Source organism: Streptomyces sp. NPDC001507, from assembly GCF_042894765.1.
GTDB lineage: Bacteria > Actinomycetota > Actinomycetes > Streptomycetales > Streptomycetaceae > Streptomyces.
This window is the reverse complement of record NZ_JBIAVV010000008.1, coordinates 140,357-161,828: the sequence shown is the minus strand read 5'-3', so window position 1 is coordinate 161,828 and position 21,472 is coordinate 140,357. Positions and strand designations below refer to the sequence as shown.

The 21,472-nt window shown below is 71.4% G+C and carries 17 protein-coding genes and 1 pseudogene; 14 read left to right on the top strand and 4 right to left on the bottom strand.

All coding sequences use genetic code 11. The features are described from left to right. Positions 1-273 precede the first annotated feature (273 nt). The 8 genes from ruvC (at position 274) to ACFY0K_RS25730 (ending at position 10,320) form a co-directional block, all read left to right on the top strand. Positions 274-813, top strand: coding sequence for a crossover junction endodeoxyribonuclease RuvC (gene ruvC / locus ACFY0K_RS25765; protein WP_351960526.1), 540 nt, complete (start codon positions 274-276; stop codon positions 811-813). Further along, positions 810-1,418, top strand: a complete 609-nt coding sequence (gene ruvA, locus ACFY0K_RS25760; RefSeq protein ID WP_390641844.1) for a Holliday junction branch migration protein RuvA — start codon at positions 810-812, stop codon at positions 1,416-1,418. Before ruvC ends, ruvA begins: the two co-directional genes overlap by 4 nt. A gap of 27 nt (positions 1,419-1,445) precedes the next feature. Further along, complete coding sequence (gene ruvB, locus ACFY0K_RS25755) at positions 1,446-2,519, top strand: Holliday junction branch migration DNA helicase RuvB (protein ID WP_390641843.1); 1,074 nt, start codon at positions 1,446-1,448, stop codon at positions 2,517-2,519. A gap of 917 nt (positions 2,520-3,436) precedes the next feature. Then, entirely contained in the window at positions 3,437-3,967 is a 531-nt protein-coding gene (gene yajC / locus ACFY0K_RS25750; RefSeq protein ID WP_388599452.1) for a preprotein translocase subunit YajC, read from the top strand. Positions 3,968-4,108: 141 nt separating this feature from the next. Continuing rightward, entirely contained in the window at positions 4,109-5,914 is a 1,806-nt protein-coding gene (secD, locus tag ACFY0K_RS25745) for a protein translocase subunit SecD (RefSeq protein WP_390641842.1), read from the top strand. Positions 5,915-5,917: 3 nt separating this feature from the next. Continuing rightward, positions 5,918-7,027, top strand: a complete 1,110-nt coding sequence (secF, locus tag ACFY0K_RS25740; protein ID WP_390641841.1) for a protein translocase subunit SecF — start codon at positions 5,918-5,920, stop codon at positions 7,025-7,027. After that, positions 7,024-7,563, top strand: coding sequence for an adenine phosphoribosyltransferase (locus tag ACFY0K_RS25735; protein ID WP_382724298.1), 540 nt, complete (start codon positions 7,024-7,026; stop codon positions 7,561-7,563). Before secF ends, ACFY0K_RS25735 begins: the two co-directional genes overlap by 4 nt. A gap of 228 nt (positions 7,564-7,791) precedes the next feature. After that, complete coding sequence (locus ACFY0K_RS25730; protein ID WP_351960519.1) at positions 7,792-10,320, top strand: bifunctional (p)ppGpp synthetase/guanosine-3',5'-bis(diphosphate) 3'-pyrophosphohydrolase; 2,529 nt, start codon at positions 7,792-7,794, stop codon at positions 10,318-10,320. A 68-nt stretch (positions 10,321-10,388) separates the two neighbouring features. Here the strand turns inward: ACFY0K_RS25730 and ACFY0K_RS25725 are convergent, their stop codons facing one another. After that, positions 10,389-11,618: a DUF349 domain-containing protein gene (locus tag ACFY0K_RS25725; protein WP_390641840.1), complete on the bottom strand. Its 1,230-nt coding sequence runs from the start codon at positions 11,616-11,618 to the stop codon at positions 10,389-10,391. A gap of 135 nt (positions 11,619-11,753) precedes the next feature. Continuing rightward, complete coding sequence (locus ACFY0K_RS25720) at positions 11,754-12,575, bottom strand: peptidylprolyl isomerase (RefSeq protein ID WP_390641839.1); 822 nt, start codon at positions 12,573-12,575, stop codon at positions 11,754-11,756. A gap of 178 nt (positions 12,576-12,753) precedes the next feature. Here ACFY0K_RS25720 and ACFY0K_RS25715 point away from each other — a divergent pair, with 178 nt between their 5' ends. From ACFY0K_RS25715 to ACFY0K_RS25705, 3 genes are all read left to right on the top strand, one after another. Further along, the gene (locus tag ACFY0K_RS25715; protein WP_390641838.1) at positions 12,754-13,464 is read left to right on the top strand and encodes an MBL fold metallo-hydrolase; all 711 of its coding nucleotides are present in this window, start codon (positions 12,754-12,756) and stop codon (positions 13,462-13,464) included. 11 nt (positions 13,465-13,475) lie between these two features. Continuing rightward, complete coding sequence (gene hisS / locus ACFY0K_RS25710) at positions 13,476-14,738, top strand: histidine--tRNA ligase (RefSeq protein WP_390641837.1); 1,263 nt, start codon at positions 13,476-13,478, stop codon at positions 14,736-14,738. Positions 14,739-14,867: 129 nt separating this feature from the next. Continuing rightward, positions 14,868-15,683, top strand: a complete 816-nt coding sequence (locus ACFY0K_RS25705; RefSeq protein ID WP_390641836.1) for a tetratricopeptide repeat protein — start codon at positions 14,868-14,870, stop codon at positions 15,681-15,683. 42 nt (positions 15,684-15,725) lie between these two features. On the opposite strand, the pseudogene ACFY0K_RS25700 reads toward ACFY0K_RS25705, so the two are convergent. Then, positions 15,726-16,064: pseudogene (locus tag ACFY0K_RS25700) on the bottom strand (ATP-binding cassette domain-containing protein); the annotation flags it as partial. A gap of 162 nt (positions 16,065-16,226) precedes the next feature. Between ACFY0K_RS25700 and ACFY0K_RS25695 the strand changes: the two are divergent. From ACFY0K_RS25695 to rpsD, 3 genes are all read left to right on the top strand, one after another. Further along, a complete protein-coding gene (locus tag ACFY0K_RS25695; RefSeq protein ID WP_351960513.1) occupies positions 16,227-16,883 on the top strand; it encodes a vitamin K epoxide reductase family protein in 657 nt (218 codons plus the stop codon). A 43-nt stretch (positions 16,884-16,926) separates the two neighbouring features. Beyond that, complete coding sequence (locus tag ACFY0K_RS25690; RefSeq protein ID WP_351960512.1) at positions 16,927-18,282, top strand: replication-associated recombination protein A; 1,356 nt, start codon at positions 16,927-16,929, stop codon at positions 18,280-18,282. A gap of 309 nt (positions 18,283-18,591) precedes the next feature. Continuing rightward, positions 18,592-19,206 carry a 30S ribosomal protein S4 gene (rpsD, locus tag ACFY0K_RS25685; RefSeq protein ID WP_093505354.1) on the top strand — a complete coding sequence of 205 codons (615 nt, stop codon included), beginning with the start codon at positions 18,592-18,594 and terminating at the stop codon, positions 19,204-19,206. 27 nt (positions 19,207-19,233) lie between these two features. Here rpsD and ACFY0K_RS25680 read toward each other — a convergent pair whose 3' ends face one another. Further along, entirely contained in the window at positions 19,234-21,399 is a 2,166-nt protein-coding gene (locus tag ACFY0K_RS25680; protein ID WP_390641835.1) for an ATP-binding protein, read from the bottom strand. Positions 21,400-21,472 lie beyond the last annotated feature (73 nt).

Below are 21,472 nucleotides of genomic sequence, written 5' to 3'. Positions count from 1 at the left end.
CGCGCGCACTCACACACGTGACCCCCCACCCCCCGCGCGCCCGGCTGGTAATTGAAGATTGACGGGGGGGGGGGGGGGGGGGTGGGGCGGGGGGGGGGGGGGGGGGGCCCCCGCCCCCCCGCCCCGCCGCTGTTGTCGGTGGCAGCGGCTAGCCTGGCGCCATCCACAGATCACCGTCCACGGACCGCGACCATCGATTGAGGAACCACGACGGTGCTCGGCCAGGTCCGCGAGAGCGGCGGCGGTTCAGCCGCAAAGAGGGGAGGGGGCGCGGTGCGCGTACTGGGGGTGGACCCCGGGCTGACCCGGTGTGGTGTCGGTGTCGTCGAAGGCGTCGCCGGGCGGCCGCTCACCATGGTCGGCGTGGGGGTCGTACGGACGCCCGTGGACGCCGAACTCGGCCATCGCCTCGTCGCCATCGAGCAGGGCATCGAGCAGTGGCTGGACGAGCACCGGCCCGAATTCGTCGCCGTGGAGCGGGTGTTCAGCCAGCACAACGTACGGACCGTGATGGGCACCGCCCAGGCCAGCGCCGTCGCCATGCTGTGCGCCGCCCGCCGGGGCATCCCCGTCGCCCTGCACACGCCCAGCGAGGTCAAGGCCGCCGTCACCGGTTCAGGACGCGCCGACAAGGCCCAGGTCGGCGCCATGGTGACCCGGCTGCTCAGGCTCAGTGCCCCGCCCAGGCCCGCCGACGCCGCCGACGCCCTCGCGCTCGCCATCTGCCACATCTGGCGCGCGCCCGCGCAGAACCGACTCCAGCAGGCCGTCGCCCTGCACGCAGCCAACGCAACGAAAGGCCGTACGGCATGATCGCCTTCGTCAGCGGCCCGGTCGCCGCCCTCGCACCGGACTCCGCGGTCGTCGAGGTGGGCGGGATCGGCATCGCCGTCCAGTGCACCCCCAACACCCTGTCCGGGCTCCGCTTGGGCCAGCCCGCCAAGCTCGCCACCTCCCTGGTCGTACGGGAGGACTCGCTCACGCTCTACGGTTTCGTGGACGACGACGAGCGCCAGGTCTTCGAGCTGCTCCAGACGGCCAGCGGGGTCGGGCCGCGGCTCGCCCAGGCGATGCTCGCCGTGCACAGCCCGGACGCGCTGCGCCGCGCGGTCGCCACCGGTGACGAGAAGGCGCTGATCGCCGTCCCCGGCATCGGGAAGAAGGGCGCGCAGAAGTTGCTGCTGGAGCTGAAGGACCGCCTCGGCGAACCAGTCGGATCGGCCCCCGCGATCGGCGCCCCGGTCACCCAGGGCTGGCGCGACCAGCTGCACGCCGCCCTGATCGGCCTGGGCTACGCGACCCGGGAGGCCGACGAGGCCGTCACCGCCGTCGCTCCGCAGGCCGAGGCCGCCGGCGGCCCGCCCCAGGTCGGCCAGCTGCTCAAGGCGGCCCTGCAGACCCTCAACCGCGCCCGCTGACCCCACCACCGCTGAGGCACATCACTTATGAACTGGGACGACCCGACCGACACCGGCGCCGACGCGGAGCGGCTGGTGGGCGCTGTCGCCGACCGTGAGGACCAGGCCGTCGAGGCCGCCCTGCGCCCCAAGGACCTGGGCGAGTTCATCGGCCAGGAGAAGGTCCGCGAGCAGCTCGACCTGGTGCTGCGCGCGGCACGCGCGCGTGGCGCGACCGCCGACCACGTGCTGCTCTCGGGCGCCCCCGGCCTGGGCAAGACCACCCTCTCCATGATCATCGCGGCCGAGATGGGGGCCCCGATCCGCATCACCTCGGGCCCCGCCATCCAGCACGCGGGCGACCTGGCCGCGATCCTCTCCTCCCTCCAGGAGGGAGAGGTCCTCTTCCTCGACGAGATCCACCGCATGTCCCGGCCCGCCGAGGAGATGCTGTACATGGCGATGGAGGACTTCCGCGTCGACGTGATCGTGGGCAAGGGGCCGGGTGCCACCGCCATCCCCCTGGAGCTGCCCCCGTTCACGCTGGTCGGCGCGACCACGCGCGCGGGTCTGCTGCCGCCCCCGCTGCGCGACCGCTTCGGCTTCACCGCCCACATGGAGTTCTACGAGCCGCGCGAACTGGAGCGGGTGGTGCACCGCTCGGCCGACCTGCTGGACGTCGAGATCGAGTCCGCCGGCGCCGCCGAGATCGCCGGCCGCTCCCGTGGCACGCCCCGGATCGCCAACCGGCTGCTGCGCCGGGTCCGCGACTACGCGCAGGTCAAGGCGGACGGGCTGATCACCCGCGAGATCGCGCACGCGGCGCTCGCCGTCTACGAGGTGGACGAGCGGGGTCTGGACCGGCTGGACCGCGCCGTCCTGGAGGCCCTGCTGAAGCTGTTCGGCGGCGGTCCGGTCGGCCTGTCCACCCTCGCCGTCGCGGTGGGGGAGGAGCGCGAGACGGTCGAGGAGGTCGCCGAGCCATTCCTGGTCCGCGAGGGTCTGCTGGCCCGCACCCCGCGCGGCCGCGTGGCCACCCCCGCCGCCTGGGCCCACCTGGGCCTGACCGCCCCGCGCGGCGCGGCGGGCGGAACCGGCCAGCAGGACCTGTTCGGCACCTGACACCGGCACGGCGGGGGACCGGCCGCACCGCGGAAGCGGACGAGCCGGCCGTCACGTCCCACCGGAGCGCCGCGACCGGCTACGGAGTGCGACACGGCCCGCGCCGAGCGGCCCTGGGGCGGGTACGGCGGACGGCCCGTTCTCCGGGCTCCGTGTTCCGCGGACCTCGGGGTTTCGCGTCTGCGGGCATCCGGGTTCCGGGTCCGTGGATATCCGGGTTTCGGGTCTGCGGACATCCGAGTTCCGTGTCCGTGGATATCAGGGTTCCGTGCCCGCCGACATCCGGGTTTCGGGTCTGCGGACATCCGGGTTCCGTACCCGCGGACATCCGGGTTCCGGGTTCGCCGACATCCGGGTTTCGGATCTGCTGAAACCGGCCTCCGGCCCCGGAAACCCGGCCTCCGGCCCCGGAAACCCGGCCTCCGGCCCCGGAAACCCGGCCTCCGGCCCCGGAAACCCGGCCTCCGGCCCCGGAAACCCGGCCTCCGGCCCCGGAAACCCGGCCCCCGGCCCCGGAAAACCGGCCCCCGGCCCCGGAAAACCGGTGCCCGAGCCCGTGCGCGTCCCGTGCCCGGTCCTCGGCGCGCCGAGGACCGGAGCCGCCCACCTCTCCGGATCCCGAGCCGTTGCCGATGAGAACGTGCCGAGCCCTCCGTAACCCGGGCCCCGCTCGCGGATTCGCGCCCCTGTCCGCCCGGGCGGACAGCCGCCCGCTGACCGGGCTCCGGCCGCAGACGTGATCGCTTCGTGACGGCGGGGCATTGGCGGGCCCAGGAACCCAGGTGCCATGCTGAGCGTTGTTCCATGCGCGCGGACTCGCTTAGACTCCGCCGATGCCGCCTTTGCGGGCGGCGCCGACCACACCCCCATCATCCAGGCCGCTCACCGCCGCGGCTGCGCGAAGGAAATTCCGTCCCGTGAATAGCTTGCCTCTTCTCGTGTTCATCGTCCTCATCGCGGCCATGTTCCTGATGACGCGTTCCACCCGGAAGCGCCAGCAGCAGGCCACGCAGATGCGGAACGAGATCCAGCCCGGTAACGGGGTCCGCACCATCGGGGGCATGTACGCGACGGTCAAGGAAGTCAACGAGGACACGGTCCTCCTCGACGCCGGCCCGGGCGTCGACCTCCTCTTCGCGAAGAACGCGATCGGCGCCATCCTCACGGACGACGAGTACAACCGCATCGTGCACGGCATCGAGCACGACCTGAAGTCCGACGCCGACGTCGTCCCGGACGACGCCTCCTCCCTCACCGAGACCGACGACGAGCCTGCCGAAGCTGCCGCCGCCTCCGACGACAAGGCCGTCGACCTCGGGAAGAAGGACGCCGCCGCGGACGAGGCCGAGGCCGCGGAGAAGACCGACGGGCCGGCCGAGTCCGCGACCGCCGAGGCGAAGGCCGACGAAGAGCCGAAGAAGACCGACGGCGACTCCGACGCGAAGTAGCCGTGCCCCGGGGAGCGGTGCGTAGATCCCACACGCACCTCGCACCCCGGGCGCGTCTGTTTCCCGCACGGGATCCCGACACCATGTCATGGCCGACCGCACCGACCAGGCGCGCGGCGGCCCGAGAGGGAGTACGAGAAGGTGGCAGCACCTAAGAGGGGCCGGAGCGCGAGCGCCCAGAGCAAGCCAGGGCGCTCGCTGGCCCTCATCCTGATCGCCATCGTGGCGCTCACCGGCGGAATGTTCGCCTCCGGAAACACCACTCCGCGTCTCGGTATCGACCTGGCCGGTGGTACGAGCATCACGCTCCAGGCGCAGAATGAGCCGGGCCAGCCCAACGCGATCAACAAGACCAACATGAACACCGCGGTCCAGATCATGAACCGCCGTGTCAACGGTCTGGGCGTGTCCGAAGCGGAGGTCCAGACCCAGGGCACCAGCAACATCATCGTCAACATCCCCAAGGGCACGAACTCCGCAGAGGCCCGCCAGCAGGTCGGCACCACCGCGAAGCTGTACTTCCGCCCGGTCCTGGCCCAGGAGGCCAGCGGCGCCGCAGCGTCGAGCGCCTCCCCGAGCGCGTCCGCCAGCGGCAGCTCCACCGCCTCCCCGAGCGCCTCCCCGTCGAGCAGCGCGTCGACGTCCCAGAAGGCGACCGGGTCGTCCGCCTCGCCGTCCTCCTCGGCCACCTCGCAGGGCCGCGCGGTCACCGACGCCCTGAAGGCCGGCTCCACGCCGTCGTCCTCGGCGTCCGCCTCCTCGTCGGCGAGCCCCTCCGCCACCTCCTCGGCCGACGCGAGCGCCTCTGCCAGCGCCTCCGCCGCCGCCTCGAAGCTGGAGGCCGAGTACACCGCGCTGGACTGCACCAAGGCCGCGCAGCGCGCCACCGCCGGCAAGAGTGCCAAGCCGACCGACACCACCGTGGCCTGCGGCAAGATCGGCGACGCCTGGTACAAGTACGTGCTCGGCCCGGCCCGCGTCGACGGCACCGATGTCAAGAAGGCCCAGGCCGTCTACGACACGCAGAGCGCCGCCGGCTGGCAGGTCCAGATGACCTTCACCGGCAGCGGATCCAAGAAGTTCGCGGAAGTCACCGGCGAGCTCGCCAAGAACACCTCCCAGCCGACGAACGAGTTCGGCATCGTCCTCGACGGCGAGGTCGTCTCCAGCCCGACCGTGAGCCAGTCCATCACCGGCGGCTCGGCGGAGATCTCCGGCAGCTTCACCCAGCAGGAGGCCCAGAGCCTCGCCAACGTGCTGTCGTACGGCGCGCTCCCGCTCTCCTTCAGGACGGAGAGCGTCACCACGGTCACCGCCGCCCTCGGCGGCCAGCAGCTGCACGCCGGTCTGCTGGCCGGTGCCATCGGCCTCGCGCTGGTCATCATCTACCTGGTGGCCTTCTACCGCGGCCTGTCGCTGATCGCGATCCCCTCGCTGCTGGTGTCCGCGATCCTGACCTACACGATCATGTCGCTGCTCGGCCCGACGATCCACTTCGCGCTGAACCTGCCCGCGGTCTGCGGTGCGATCGTCGCGATCGGCATCACGGCGGACTCGTTCATCGTGTTCTTCGAACGCATCCGGGACGAGATCCGCGAGGGCCGCACGCTGCGCCCCGCCGTCGAGCGGGCCTGGCCGCGCGCCCGGCGCACCATCCTGGTCTCCGACTTCGTGTCGTTCCTGGCCGCCGCCGTGCTGTTCATCGTGACCGTCGGCAAGGTCCAGGGCTTCGCGTTCACGCTCGGTCTGACCACCGTGCTCGACGTGGTCGTCGTCTTCTTCTTCACCAAGCCGCTGATGACGCTCTTCGCCCGGCGTAAGTTCTTCGCGAGCGGCCACAAGTGGTCGGGCCTCGACCCGAAGGGCCTGGGCGCCAAGGCCCCGCTGCGCCGCACCCGCCGTCCCGCCGGCCCCACCGCCGGCCCTGTCGACCCGAAGGAAGCGTGAGCGATGTCGAAACTCGGCAACCTCGGCGCCCGACTGCACCGCGGCGAGATCAGCTACGACTTCGTCGGCAAGCGCAAGATCTGGTACGGCATCTCCATCCTGATCACCATCACGGCCATCGTCGGCCTGGCGGTGCGCGGCCTGAACATGGGCATCGACTTCCAGGGCGGCGCCGTCTTCACCACCTCCAAGACCAGCGTCTCGGTGTCCCAGGCGGAGACCTACGCGCAGCAGGCCTCCGGCCACGACGCGGTCGTGCAGAAGCTCGGCACGGGCGGCCTGCGCATTCAGATCGCCGGCATGGACACCGCGAAGTCGGACGCGACCAAGGCCAAGCTGGCCAAGGACATGAACGTGGACCCGGAGTCCATCAACTCCGACCTGGTCGGCCCCAGCTGGGGTGACGAGATCGCCAACAAGGCCTGGGAGGGCCTCGGCATCTTCATGGTCCTCGTGGTGATCTACCTGGCGATCGCCTTCGAGTGGCGGATGGCGGTCGCGGCCCTGGTCGCGCTGATCCACGACATCACCATCACGACCGGTATCTACGCCCTGGTCGGCTTCGAGGTCACGCCCGGCACGGTCATCGGTCTGCTGACGATCCTCGGTTACTCGCTCTACGACACGGTCGTCGTCTTCGACAGCCTCAAGGAGCAGACGAAGGACATCACCAAGCAGACCCGCTTCACCTACAGCGACATCGCCAACCACTCGATCAACGGCACCCTGGTCCGTTCGATCAACACCACGGTGGTCGCGCTGCTGCCGGTCGCGGGCCTGCTGTTCATCGGCGGCGGCTTCCTCGGCGCGGGCACGCTCAACGACATCTCGCTGTCGCTGTTCGTCGGTCTCGCCGCCGGTGCCTACTCGTCGATCTTCATCGCCACGCCGCTCGTCGCCGACCTCAAGGAGGCCGAGCCGCAGATGAAGGCGCTCAAGAAGCGCGTCCTCGCCAAGCGCGCCCAGGCCACCGCCGAGGAGGAGATGGCCGAGGCCCGGGTCGGCGGCTCCCAGGGGTCCGACGACGCCGCTCCGGCCGTCGTCGGCCCGCGCAACCAGCCCGCGTCCCGCAACCGCGGCGGCCGCGGCCGCCCGTCGGGGAAGCGCCGGTGACCGACATCAAGGAGCTGCTGCTCAGCCGTATCCGGGACGTCGAGGACTACCCGGAGCAGGGCGTGATGTTCAAGGACATCACCCCGCTCCTGGCAGATCCGGCCGCGTTCACCGCGCTCACCGACGCCCTCGCGGAGATCGCCGAGCGCACCGGCGCCACCAAGATCGTCGGCCTGGAGGCCCGGGGCTTCATCCTGGGCGCCCCGGTCGCCGTCCGCGCCGGCCTCGGCTTCATCCCGGTCCGCAAGGCGGGCAAGCTCCCCGGAGCCACCCTCCGCCAGGCCTACGAGCTGGAGTACGGCTCGGCCGAGATCGAGGTGCACGCCGAGGACCTCGGAGCGGACGACCGGATCCTGATCGTCGACGACGTGCTCGCCACCGGCGGCACCGCCGAGGCCGCGATCCAGCTGATCCACCGCGCCGGCGCCGAGGTCGCGGGCGTCGCGGTCCTGATGGAGCTGGGCTTCCTGGGCGGCCGCGGCCGCGTGGAGCCGGCCCTGCGGGGAGCGCCGCTGGAGGCCCTCCTCCAGGTGTGAGCGTCGCTACGACCGACCGGACGGCCGCCCTCTCGGGGGCGGCCGTTCGCGTTCCACGGGGCCCGGGACCACCCGCAGGACACCCCTGCGGAATCCCACGGCAGCCTCCGGTGTTCCTCCCGTATACGGTTCTCCCTCCGGCCTGCAGGCGATGACATGGCCCAGGATCGCTACCATGGGCACTCCGGAGCCTGACCGGGGGACCCGGATCGCGCACGAGGAGCCCTCTTGCCAGACGAGGCCCAGCCACTGACAGCCGCCAAGCCCGAGCCCGCCTCGGCGCCCGCGGCCAAGCCCGCGCCGAACGTGTCGCAGACGAAGAACGACACCCGTGGGCCGGTCGAGCACGCCCAGTCCGCGCCGGTCGAGAAGTCGGCCGAGACCTCGCGCCCCAAGCCGGCCCCGCCCGAGCGCCCCGCGGCCCGCCCCAACAGCGGCCAGCCCGCACGCTCCGGCTCCTCCAACCGCGTCCGCGCCCGCCTGGCCCGCCTCGGCGTGCAGCGCGCGAACCCGTACAACCCGGTCCTGGAGCCACTGCTGCGCATAGTCCGCAGCAACGACCCCAAGATCGAGAACGCCACGCTCCGCCAGATCGAGCGCGCCTACCAGGTCGCCGAGCGCTGGCACCGCGGCCAGAAGCGCAAGAGCGGCGACCCGTACATCACGCACCCGCTCGCGGTGACCACCATCCTCGCCGAGCTGGGCATGGACCCGGCGACCCTGATGGCGGGCCTGCTGCACGACACCGTCGAGGACACCGAGTACGGCCTGGAGGACCTGCGCCGCGACTTCGGCGACGTCGTCGCGCTGCTCGTCGACGGTGTGACCAAGCTGGACAAGGTCAAGTTCGGCGAGGCCGCGCAGGCCGAGACCGTGCGCAAGATGGTCGTCGCCATGGCCAAGGACCCGCGCGTCCTGGTCATCAAGCTCGCCGACCGCCTGCACAACATGCGCACCATGCGCTACCTCAAGCGCGAGAAGCAGGAGAAGAAGGCGCGCGAGACCCTGGAGATCTACGCGCCGCTCGCCCACCGGCTGGGCATGAACACCATCAAGTGGGAGCTGGAGGACCTCGCGTTCGCGATCCTCTACCCCAAGATGTACGACGAAATCGTCCGGCTGGTCGCCGAGCGGGCGCCCAAGCGGGACGAGTACCTCGCCATAGTGACCGACGAGGTCCAGGCCGACCTGCGCGCCGCCCGCATCAAGGCGACCGTCACCGGCCGGCCGAAGCACTACTACAGCGTCTACCAGAAGATGATCGTCCGCGGCCGGGACTTCGCGGAGATCTACGACCTGGTGGGCATCCGCGTCCTGGTGGACACCGTCCGCGACTGCTACGCGGCCCTGGGCACCGTCCACGCGCGCTGGAACCCGGTTCCGGGGCGCTTCAAGGACTACATCGCGATGCCCAAGTTCAACATGTACCAGTCGCTGCACACGACGGTCATCGGCCCCAACGGCAAGCCCGTCGAACTCCAGATCCGGACGTTCGACATGCACCGCCGCGCCGAGTACGGCATCGCCGCGCACTGGAAGTACAAGCAGGAGGCCGTCGCCGGCGCCTCCAAGGTCCGTACCGACGTGCCGAAGTCGTCCGGCAAGGGCAAGGACGACCACCTCAACGACATGGCGTGGCTCCGGCAGTTGCTGGACTGGCAGAAGGAGACCGAGGACCCCAGCGAGTTCCTGGAGTCCCTGCGCTTCGACCTGTCCCGCAACGAGGTCTTCGTCTTCACGCCCAAGGGCGACGTCATAGCGCTCCCGGCCGGGGCCACCCCGGTCGACTTCGCGTACGCGGTCCACACCGAGGTCGGCCACCGCACGATAGGGGCGCGGGTCAACGGCCGCCTCGTACCCCTCGAATCGACGCTGGACAACGGCGACCTCGTCGAGGTCTTCACCTCCAAGGCCACCGGCGCCGGACCGTCCCGCGACTGGCTCGGCTTCGTCAAGTCCCCGCGCGCCCGCAACAAGATCCGCGGCTGGTTCTCCAAGGAGCGCCGGGACGAGGCGATCGAGCAGGGCAAGGACGCCATCGTCCGCGCGATGCGCAAGCAGAACCTGCCGATCCAGCGCATCCTCACCGGCGACTCGCTGGTCACGCTGGCGCACGAGATGCGCTACCCGGACATCTCCTCGCTGTACGCGGCGATCGGCGAGGGCCATGTGGCCGCGCAGAACGTCGTGCAGAAGCTGGTGCAGGCGCTCGGCGGCGAGGAGGCGGCCACCGAGGAGATCGACGAGGCGGTCCCGCCGACCCGCGGCCGCCGCAGCAAGCGGCGCAGCAGCCAGGACCCCGGTGTGGTCGTGAAGGGCGTCGACGACGTCTGGGTCAAGCTGGCCCGCTGCTGCACCCCCGTGCCCGGCGACCCGATCATCGGTTTCGTCACGCGCGGCAGCGGGGTCTCGGTGCACCGCAGCGACTGCGTCAACGTCGAGTCGCTCTCCCGCGAGCCCGAGCGCATCCTCGACGTCGAGTGGGCGCCCACCCAGTCCTCGGTCTTCCTGGTCGCCATCCAGGTCGAGGCCCTGGACCGGTCCCGGCTCCTCTCCGACGTCACCCGCGTCCTGTCCGACCAGCACGTCAACATCCTCTCCGCGGCCGTCCAGACCTCCCGCGACCGAGTGGCCACCTCCCGCTTCACCTTCGAGATGGGCGACCCCAAGCACCTGGGCCACGTCCTGAAGGCCGTACGGGGCGTGGAGGGCGTGTACGACGTCTACCGGGTCACCTCGGCGCGCAACCGGTCGTAGCGGCGCCGCATACGACGAGAGGGGCCCCGTACGTCGCGTACGGGGCCCCTCTCGTCGTACCGTGCTCGCTAGCCGCCGAACTCCTGGAGGCCCTTCAGTGCCTGGTCCAGGAGCGCCTGGCGGCCCTCAAGCTCACGCTCCAGCTTCTCCGCCTTCGACGAGTTGCCCTGGGCGCGGGCCTGGTCGATCTGCGTCCGCAGCTTGTCCACGGCTGCCTGCAGCTGGCCGGTCAGGCCCGCGGCACGCGCGCGTGCCTCCGGGTTGGTCCGGCGCCACTCGGCCTCCTCGGCCTCCTGGATGGCCCGGTCGACCGTGTGCATCCGGCCCTCGACCTTCGGACGCGCGTCGCGCGGCACGTGGCCGATGGCCTCCCACCGCTCGTTGATCGAGCGGAAGGCGGACCGCGCGGACTTCAGGTCCGTGATCGGCAGGAGCTTCTCGGCCTCGGCGGCCAGCTCCTCCTTCAGCTTCAGGTTCTCCGTCTGCTCCGCGTCCCGCTCCGCGAAGGCGGACCCGCGCGCCGCGAAGAACACGTCCTGGGCGCCGCGGAAGCGGTTCCACAGGTCGTCCTCGTGCTCGCGCTGGGCGCGGCCTGCGGCCTTCCACTCGGCCATCAGCTCGCGGTAGCGCGCGGCCGTCGGACCCCAGTCCGTCGAGTCGGACAGCGACTCCGCCTCGGCGACCAGCTTCTCCTTGGCCTTGCGGGCGTCCTCGCGCTGGGCGTCGAGCTGCGCGAAGTGCGCCTTGCGGCGCTTGGAGAACGCCGACCGGGCGTGCGAGAAGCGGTGCCACAGCTCGTCGTCCGACTTGCGGTCCAGGCGCGGCAGGCCCTTCCACGTGTCCACCAGGGACCGCAGCCGCTCACCGGCCGCCCGCCACTGGTCGGACTGCGCCAGCTGCTCCGCCTCGGTGACCAGGTCCTCCTTGGCCTGACGGGCTTCGTCGGACTGCTTGGCACGCTGTGCCTTGCGCTCCTCGCGGCGCGAGTCCACGGTCTTCACCAGCTCGGCCAGCCGGGTGCGCAGCGCCTCCAGGTCACCGACCGCGTGGTGCGCCTCCACCTGCTCGCGCAGGTGGTCGATCGCGACCTGTGCGTCCTTCGCGGACAGGTCGGTGGTCTTTACTCGCTTTTCGAGGAGGCCGATCTCGACAACCAGGCCCTCGTACTTGCGCTCGAAGTAGGCCAGCGCCTCCTCAGGGGAGCCGGCCTGCCAGGAACCGACGACCTGCTCGCCGTCGGCCGTACGCACGTACACGGTCCCCGTCTCGTCGACGCGGCCCCACGGGTCGCTGCTCACAGCGCCTCCTCCACATGATGCCCGCGAGGGGCCTCAGCGCCCCCGGGCATCGTCCACAGTTTCGTCACGGCCAACATAGGCGACCGGCGGGTTGCCTGTCCGCATCCCGCGCGACCGAAATTTCGCAGTTCGTGGTCAGGATTTCGTGACCGTGGCCTTGTTGATCACGACCGTCGCGTTCGGGGCTCCGTCACCCTGTCCCGTGTTCTCACCCGCGGCGGCGATTTTCTTGAGGATCTTCATCCCGGCCGCGTCGACCGTGCCGAACGGGGTGTAGCTGGCCGGCAACTGGCTGTCCTGGTAGACGAGGAAGAACTGGCTGCCACCGGTGTGCTTCTGGCCCGTGTTGGCCATCGCGACCGTACCCGCCGGGTAGACACCGCCCTTGAGGCTCGTGTCCTTCAGGTTCTCGTCGGGGATCGTGTACCCGGGACCGCCGCTTCCGGTCCCCGTCGGATCGCCGCACTGCAGCACGTAGATGCCGTTGGTGGTGAGCCGGTGGCACTTCGTGTGGTCGAAGTAGCCCTTCGAGGCGAGGAAGTCGAACGAGTTCACGGTGTGCGGGGCCGCCGACGTCTTCAGCGCGATGCCGATGTCGCCGCAGGTCGTCGACAGCGTCATCGTGTACTTCGCCGACGTGTCGATCGTCATCGCCGGCTCCTTCTTCCAGCTCAGCTTCTGCACCGAGCCGGCCGCGGCCTTCTCGCACGGGTCCGGTGCCCTGCTGGCGCTGGGCGTGGCGCTGGGCGTCGTCGCCGAGCTGGCGTTCGCCTTGTCGTCGTTCTTGAACGCACCGGTCGTGTAGAGCGCGACACCGGCGATCACGACCACGCCGAGTACCGACGCGATCACCGAGTTGCGCATGCGTGTCTTGCGCCGTGCGCTGGTACGCCGCTGCTGCTGCCGCAAGAACTTCTCCCGGGCGAGCTGACGCCGCCGCTGCTCCTGGCTGACCACCGGGTTCTCTCCTCATGCGTGTCGTATGTCGACCGGTACGCGTGCGTCCTGTGCGCTGTGTGAGCCGACCACTGCGTGTAGCCCCGTACCGTATATGGGTTCGCTGAGGAAACGGCAGCGCCGGTAGGCTCTGGACCACAGCTTGCAGCCACCCGAATCGACACAACGAAGGACGATCGTGCTCATTGCCGGGTTCCCCGCCGGGGCCTGGGGGACGAACTGTTATCTCGTCGCCCCCGCCGCCGGTGAGGAGTGCGTGATCATCGACCCCGGCCACCAGGCCGCCGAAGGCGTCGAGGAAGCACTGCGGAAGCATCGGCTCAAGCCCGTCGCCGTCGTCCTCACCCACGGCCACATCGACCACGTCGCCTCGGTCGTCCCCGTCTGCGGAGCGCACGACGTACCGGCCTGGATCCACCCCGAGGACCGGTACATGCTGAGCGACCCCGAGAAGGCGCTGGGCCGGTCCATCGGCATGCCGCTGATGGGCGAGCTGACCGTGGGGGAGCCGGACGACGTCCTCGAACTGGCCGACGGAGCGCGGCTGGAGCTGGCCGGACTCGAGTTCTCCGTCGCGCACGCGCCGGGCCATACCAGGGGGTCGGTGACCTTCCGGATGCCCGAGACGGCCGACATCCCGTCGGTCTTCTTCTCGGGCGATCTGCTCTTCGCCGGCTCCATCGGACGCACGGACCTGCCGGGCGGCTCCATGGACGACATGCTGGCCTCGCTGGCCCGCGTGTGCCTGCCGCTCGACGACTCCACCGTGGTGCTGTCCGGCCACGGCCCCCAGACGACCATCGGCCAGGAGCGCGCCACCAACGCCTACTTGCGGCAGGTGGCCGCCGGCCAGGGAGCGCAAGCCGACGCTCCCCGACGAGGAATGTGACGAGAACTTCCGTGAGCACCTTTCAGGCCCCCAAGGGCACGTACGACCTGATCCCGCCGGACAGCGCCAAGTACCTGGCCGTCCGCGAGGCGATCGCCGCGCCGCTGCGGAACTCCGGCTACGGCTACATCGAGACCCCGGGCTTCGAGAACGTCGAGCTCTTCGCGCGCGGTGTCGGCGAGTCCACCGACATCGTCACCAAGGAGATGTACGCGTTCGAGACCAAGGGCGGCGACAAGCTGGCCCTGCGCCCCGAGGGCACGGCCTCCGTGCTGCGTGCCGCTCTGGAGGCGAACCTCCACAAATCCGGCAACCTCCCCGTCAAGCTCTGGTACTCCGGCTCGTACTACCGCTACGAGCGCCCGCAGAAGGGCCGTTACCGCCACTTCTCGCAGGTCGGTGCCGAGGCGATCGGCGCCGAGGACCCGGCCCTGGACGCCGAGCTGATCATCCTGGCCGACCAGGCGTACCGCTCGCTGGGCCTGCGGAACTTCCGCATCCTGCTCAACAGCCTGGGTGACAAGGAGTGCCGCCCGGTCTACCGCGCGGCCCTCCAGGAGTTCCTGCGCGGCCTGGACCTGGACGAGGACACCCTCCGCCGGGCCGAGATCAACCCGCTGCGCGTCCTGGACGACAAGCGGGAGTCGGTCCAGAAGCAGCTGGGCGACGCGCCCCTCCTGCGTGACTACCTCTGTGACGCCTGCAAGGCGTACCACGAGGAGGTCCGCGAGCTGATCACGGCGGCGGGCGTCGCCTTCGAGGACGACCCGAAGCTGGTCCGCGGCCTGGACTACTACACCCGCACGACCTTCGAGTTCGTCCACGACGGCCTGGGCTCCCAGTCCGCGGTGGGCGGCGGCGGACGCTACGACGGCCTCTCCGAGATGATCGGCGGCCCCGCGCTGCCGTCCGTCGGCTGGGCCCTGGGCGTCGACCGCACGGTGCTGGCGCTGGAGGCCGAGGGAGTAGAGCTCGACCTCCCGTCCGCCACCAGCGTGTTCGCGGTGCCGCTCGGCGAGGAGGCGCGGCGCGTGCTCTTCGCGAAGGTCACCGAGCTGCGCCGGGTGGGCATCGCGGCGGACTTCTCCTACGGGGCCAAGGGCCTCAAGGGCGCCATGAAGAACGCCAACCGCAGCGGCGCCCGCTACACGATCGTCGCCGGCGAACGGGACCTCGCCGAGGGCGTCGTCCAGCTGAAGGACATGGACTCCGGCGAGCAGTCGGCGGTGGGCGTCAACGAGATCGTGGCGGAGCTGGAGTCGAGGCTCGGCTAGCAGGACCGGGCCACCGGCGCCCATGTCACCGGCCGGTCGACTCGCCGAGGAATCGGCGCAGTTGACCGGCACGGTAAACGCTTGGCGATGTCTCCGAACGGGTGTGCGTGGCATTCCTACGCTGCGGGCATGAAAATCTTCCGGTCGCGCAACCGCGTGGACACCCCGCCCCCGGTGGGTGCCCCCCTGCACCTGGCGAACACCCTCTTCCGCGAAGGGCAGTACGCGGCGGCGGAGGCCGAGGCGCGGGCGGTGGCCGCGCGCCATGCCCGCCACGCCAAGTCGGCGCGGAGTCTCGTCGCGGCGGCGCTGGGCGCCCAGGGCCGTCATGCCGAGGCCCTCGCCGAGTACGACGCGCTGCTGCCGGTCTTCGGCAGGGAGTACGGCGCCGAACACCCGCTGACCCTGCAACTGCGCGTGAACCGCGCCCAGACGCTGATCACGCTCGGCCGGCACGCCGAGTGCGAGGTGGAGTGTGCCGCCGTCGCCCGGGCAGCGAGCCGCGGCACCGGAGCGGCGATGCAGGTCCTGGTGGGGGTCGCCCGCAACGGACAGATCTACGCCGTCAACGCGCAGGGGCGCCACGAGGAGGCCGAGGCGCTCGCCCGCGCCGCCCTGGCCGCCCGTGACTCGCCCGACCGGCTCACCCTGGCCCTGCGGCTCGGGCTGGCACGCAGCCTCAACGGCCAGGAGCGCCACGACGAGGCCGCCACGGAGGCGCGGCACGCCGAGGAACTGTTCCGGAGCCTCTCCGAGGACCATCGCCGCACGGAGACCGGTGCCGTCGAACTGGCCATGGCCACCGCTCTGGTGGGGCTGGGCCGCGGCGCCGAGGCCGGCCCGCTGGCAGCGGCCGCTCTCGACGCCTGCGTGGCCGCCTTCGGCCCGGACCACTACCGCGTCGCCGAGGCCCGGGCCCTGCTCGACCGCATCGACGGCGCCTGACCGGACGCGCGCGTCACCGGCGCCCCGGGTCATCCGGCGCGCCGGTTCTTCCACCGGAAGGCCGGCGGGGTCGCCGACCACGCCCGCCGGCGCCACGTCCAGGCGGCGGCGCCGGCCGCCCGAGAGGGCCCTGATCCCGGCTGTCCGCCTTGGCCTCCAGGCCGACCAGGCCGGCACCTGCTCCGGGTCGCGCGGCCTCGGGCGGTAGTGCGCGAAGTGCCGTACCGTCTCGCGGACCGTCAACTCGGCGGACGCCGATTCGTCCTGCCGGACGACGCCCACCCGGGACCGCCACGCGCGCGTGGCCGTCGCCGGGTCCGCGCCCGGGACCGGCACCCCGCCCGCGTCCCGGCTCCGGTGGCCCTGGAGGAGCGGGTTCGTATCCGTGTGCTGTCATGGCTCCGGGCATCGGCCGGAACCGAGCTTTCCGGGGCGGCCGTGCGTACTTCCTTATGTCCACCGAACGGTGGACGGGGCGCCTCGTGCGGCACAATGGCCCCTGCCCGAAGAAGTTCCAACTCTCAAACAGACGGAATCGGCGTGATGAGCAAGACGACAGTCAAGGACGTCTCCACCGAGCCCGAGCCCGAGCACGTCTCCGCGGCACCGCGCACCGAGGGCGGCAGCCGGGCCTTCGCGCTGCTGCTGATCATCACCGGCGCCGCCGGCCTGCTGGCCGCGTGGGTCATCACGATCGACAAGTTCAAGCTGCTGGAAGCCAAGGTCGAGGGCAAGACCTTCACCCCCGGGTGCAGCCTCAACCCGGTGGTCTCCTGCGGCAGCGTCATGGAGTCCAAGCAGGCCGCCGCCTTCGGCTTCCCGAACCCGATGCTCGGCCTCGTCTGCTACGGCATCGTCATCTGCGTCGGCATGAGCCTGCTGGCCCGCGCCCGTTTCCCGCGCTGGTACTGGCTCACCTTCAACTTCGGCACGCTCTTCGGCGTGGGCTTCTGCACCTGGCTGCAGTTCCAGTCCCTGTACCGGATCAACGCGCTGTGCCTGTGGTGCTCGCTGGCCTGGGTCGCCACGATCACCATGTTCTGGTACGTGACCTCCTTCAACATCCGCAAGGGCTTCCTGCCGACGCCGAACTGGCTGAAGTCGTTCTTCGGCGAGTTCACCTGGGTGCTGCCGGTCCTGCACATCGGCATCATCGGCATGCTGATCCTGACCCGCTGGTGGGACTTCTGGACCAGCTGACAGCGCGCGCCGCGTTGTCAGTGCCGTGATTTAGGGTTTCAGCGTGGAACCCGACCTGTTCACCGCCGCCGCAGAAGAACGCCAGGAGAAGGACCCCACCGGGAGCCCCCTGGCGGTGCGGATGCGCCCGCGCACCCTCGACGAGGTGGTGGGCCAGCAGCACCTGCTCAAGCCGGGATCGCCACTGCGCAGACTGGTCGGCGCGGGTTCCGGCGGCCCGGCCGGACCGTCGTCCGTGATCCTCTGGGGGCCGCCAGGCACCGGCAAGACGACCCTCGCGTACGTCGTCTCCAAGGCGACCGACAAGCGGTTCGTGGAGCTCTCCGCGATCACCGCCGGCGTCAAGGAGGTCCGCGCGGTCATCGACGGCGCCCGCCGCGCCACGGGGGGCTACGGCAAGGAGACCGTCCTCTTCCTGGACGAGATCCACCGCTTCAGCAAGGCCCAGCAGGACTCCCTGCTCCCGGCCGTCGAGAACCGCTGGGTCACCCTGATCGCCGCGACCACCGAGAACCCGTACTTCTCGGTGATCTCCCCGCTCCTGTCCCGCTCCCTGCTCCTCACCCTCGAACCGCTCACCGACGACGACGTCCGCGGCCTCCTCAAGCGGGCCCTGACCGACGAGCGCGGCCTCAGGAGCGCCGTCGCCCTCCCCGCGGACACCGAGGAGCACCTGCTGCGCATCGCCGGCGGCGACGCCCGCCGTGCGCTGACCGCCCTGGAGGCCGCCGCCGGGGCCGCCCTCGACAAGGGTGAGACGGAGATCGGCCTGGGCACCCTGGAAGAGGTCGTCGACCGGGCCGCGGTGAAGTACGACCGCGACGGCGACCAGCACTACGACGTCGCCAGCGCCCTCATCAAGTCCATCCGCGGCTCCGACGTCGACGCGGCACTGCACTACCTGGCCCGCATGATCGAGGCCGGTGAGGACCCCCGCTTCATCGCCCGCCGCCTGATGATCTCGGCGAGCGAGGACATCGGCCTCGCCGACCCGAACGCCCTGCCCATAGCCGTGGCCGCCGCCCAGGCCGTCGCCATGATCGGCTTCCCCGAGGCCGCCCTCACCCTCAGCCACGCCACCATCGCCCTGGCCCTGGCCCCCAAGTCCAACTCCGCGACCACCGCGATCGGCGCCGCCCTGGAGGACGTCCGCAAAGGCCTGGCCGGCCAGGTGCCCCCGCACCTGCGCGACGGCCACTACAAGGGCGCCGCCAAGCTCGGACACGCGCAGGGCTACGTCTACCCGCACGACCTGCCCGAGGGCATCGCCGAGCAGCAGTACGCCCCGGACACCGTCCGGGACCGCGAGTACTACACCCCGACCCGGCACGGCTCCGAGGCCCGGTACGCCGACGCGGTCGAGTGGACCAGGAAGCACCTCGGTCGCAGGCGGTCCTGAGCAGCCTGTAGACTTCCCCGAGCGCCGAGTCCCGCGCAGTCAGAGCGGGACAGCCGGCCGGAACCCCCGTCAGGGGGATCCAGGAGCGTCGCGCACCGTCGAACGGTGTCGCGGGCAGCCCACCACCATCCGTCGGGTCACAGACGACGGGACCGGTAGGTGGGCCACTCGCGTGCTGCACGTATGTGCCCAGACCAGGGGAGCGGCTGCCCACCAGACCCGGCAACGGGATCCGGAGGGTTTCCCCGGCTGCGGATTGCGACCTCCCTCAACCCTGACAAGCCGAATATCAGAAAGAAGAAAGAGACAGTGGCGAACCAGTCCCGCCCCAAGGTCAAGAAGTCGCGTGCCCTCGGCATCGCGCTGACCCCGAAGGCCGTCAAGTACTTCGAGGCCCGCCCCTACCCGCCGGGTGAGCACGGCCGCGGCCGCAAGCAGAACTCGGACTACAAGGTCCGTCTGCTGGAGAAGCAGCGTCTGCGCGCGCAGTACGACATCTCCGAGCGTCAGCTGGTCCGCGCCTACGAGCGTGCCTCCAAGGTGCAGGGCAAGACCGGTGAGGCTCTGATCGTCGAGCTGGAGCGCCGCCTCGACGCGCTGGTCCTGCGTTCGGGCATCGCCCGCACGATCTACCAGGCCCGCCAGATGGTCGTCCACGGCCACATCCAGGTCAACGGCCAGAAGACCGACAAGCCGTCCTTCCGGGTCCGCCCGGACGACGTCGTGCAGGTCCGCGACCGTTCCAAGGACAAGACGCTCTTCCAGATCGCCCGTGAGGGCGGCTTCGCCCCCGACGGCGAGACCCCCCGCTACCTGCAGGTGAACCTCAAGGCCCTGGCGTTCCGCCTGGACCGCGAGCCGAACCGCAAGGAAGTTCCGGTCATCTGCGACGAGCAGCTCGTCGTCGAGTACTACGCCCGCTGATCACCGGCCGGGTGTAGCACCTCAGCGTCAGCCCGCCGTCTCCCCGCCCTTTTGGGTGGGCGAGGCGGCGGGCTTCCGCATGTCGGCGCCGTCCCGTTGCTGCCGTACCGGCCCGCGCGGCGCGGGCAGCGCGTCCAGCGGACGCACACCGAAGTACTCCAGCGCCCGGGCCACCGCCGCCTCCCGGTCCAGCAACGCGCCCTGCCGTACGCACTCCGCGTACCGTTCGTCGCCCAGCGCCCGCCGGGCCGTCGCCTCGCACAGCTCGTGCGGGGCGTTGTAGTGGGCCGAACCGAACAGCGGCAGGCCCACCGACGGCCACATGCGCCCGGCGGCGCCCTGCAGTACCGCCGCCTCCGCGGGATCGCCCTGCGCCACCGTCACCAGGGCGAGCAGCTCGATCGCCAGCACCGAACCGAGCAGGTCCCGGAAACCGTGGGCATGGCCCAGGCAGTCGGTCAGCAGTTCCCGGGCCGCCGCGTGGTCGCCGTCCTGCCAGGCCGCGTACGCCAGCACGTACAGCGCGTACGAGCGGGCCCAGCGCTCGCCGTGGTCCTCGCACACCAGGCGCACGTCCTCGCACAGCCGCACCGCGTCCGCCAGATCGCCGAGGAACGCCCTGGTCATCGCCAGTTCCACCTGCGCCATCAGGACATTGCTGTTGAGCTCGCCGATCTCCCGGTAGCGGGCGAGGGCCGAGCGCAGCAGCGTCTCCGCGCGCGCCATGTCGTCCGTGACCAGCGCCAGACAGCCGGTCCGGTGCTCCGCGTACGCCACCGCCGTCGGGTCGGCGGCCGGCTCGGCCTCCGCACGGCACTCCTGGAGCGCGCCGAGGGCGGGCACCGCGTCGCCCTGGAGGATCGCCACGTAGCCCAGCACCCACAGCGCCTTCAGCCGGGACTGCGGATACTCCGAGTCCGGCTCCAGACTCCGCTCCAGCCAGCGCCGCCCCTCCGAGAGCCGCCCGCAGCCCGCCCAGCAGAACCACAGCGAGCCCGCCAGGTACTGCCCCAGGTGCGCCTCCTCCGGCTCGGTCAGGCAGTGGTCCAGGGCCGCCCGCAGATTCGGCAGCTCGGCCTCGACCCGTGCGGCCGCCTCGCCCTGCCGCGGCGAGAACCACTCCAGCTCGCACCAGGTCGCCAGCCCCATGAACCAGTCCCGGTGCCGGCGCCGCAGGCGCCCCGCGTCCCCCGCCGCCGCCAGCCAGTCCGCGCCGTACGCCCGTACGGTGTCGAGCATCCGGTAGCGCACGCCCGACCCCGTCTCCGCACGGGACACCACCGACTGGGCGAGCAGCTCCGCCAGCACGTCCAGGACCTCCTCGGCCGCCAGCCCGTCCCCGCTGCAGACGTACTCGGCGGCCTCCAGGTCGAAGGTCCCCGCGAACACCGACAGCCGGGCCCACAGCAACCGCTCGGCAGATGTGCACAGTTCGTGGCTCCAGCCGATCGCGGTGCGCAGGGTCCGGTGGCGGGGGAGCGCGTCCTGCCCGCCGCCGGTCAGCAGCCGGAACCGGTCGTCGAGCCGCGCCAGCAACTGCCCCGGCGACAGCGCCCGCAGCCACCCCGCCGCCAGCTCGACCGCCAGCGGGATCCCGTCCAGGCGCCGGCACACCTCCCGCACCTCCGGGCAGTCCCGCGCCTGGAGCCCCTGCCGCCCGGCCCGCTCGGCGAACAGCTCCACCGCCTCGTCCTCGCCGAGCGGCCCCAGCGGGAACAGCCGCTCACCCGCGACCCCGAGCGGCCTCCGGCCCACCGCCAGCACGGCCAGGTCCGGCAGCTGCCGCAGCAGCCCGGCCACCAGCTCGGCGCACGCGTCGACCAGATGTTCGACCCCGTCGAGCAGCAGCAGGATCCGGCGGCCGGCCAGCTGATCGACGAGCGTCTCGCGCGGCAGCCGGGTGGTGTGATCGGTCAGCCCGAGCGCCTCCACGACCGCGTAGTCCACGAACTCCGGATCGCGCACCGGCGCCAGATCCACCCGCCAGACCCCGTCCCGGGGTGCCGCGCCGGCCGCCGCCCGGGCCGCCAGCCGGGACTTTCCCACCCCGCCGGCTCCGGTCACCGTCACCAGCCTGCCGGACTCCAGGACCCGGGACAGCTCGCCGAGTTCGGCCGAGCGGCCCACGAACGCGGTCAGTTCCAGGGGCAGATTGCCGTCCGCCGAAGGGCCGGGGCGCTGAGGAACTCGCATGGGACACGGAGCGTACTCAAGCGTGTTCGGTCCGTACAGCCCGCTTCCCGCGACTCCGCCGCTCGCGGGCGGT

Excerpts from the sequence above, each read along its gene's own strand:
- ruvA (WP_390641844.1), top strand. The coding sequence starts at position 810 with ATGATCGCCTTCGTCAGCGGCCCGGTCGCCGCCCTCGCACCGGACTCC.
- ruvB (WP_390641843.1), top strand. The coding sequence starts at position 1,446 with ATGAACTGGGACGACCCGACCGACACCGGCGCCGACGCGGAGCGGCTG.
- secF (WP_390641841.1), top strand. The coding sequence starts at position 5,918 with ATGTCGAAACTCGGCAACCTCGGCGCCCGACTGCACCGCGGCGAGATC.
- ACFY0K_RS25705 (WP_390641836.1), top strand. The coding sequence starts at position 14,868 with ATGAAAATCTTCCGGTCGCGCAACCGCGTGGACACCCCGCCCCCGGTG.
- ACFY0K_RS25695 (WP_351960513.1), top strand. The coding sequence starts at position 16,227 with ATGAGCAAGACGACAGTCAAGGACGTCTCCACCGAGCCCGAGCCCGAG.
- ACFY0K_RS25680 (WP_390641835.1), bottom strand. The coding sequence starts at position 21,399 with ATGCGAGTTCCTCAGCGCCCCGGCCCTTCGGCGGACGGCAATCTGCCC.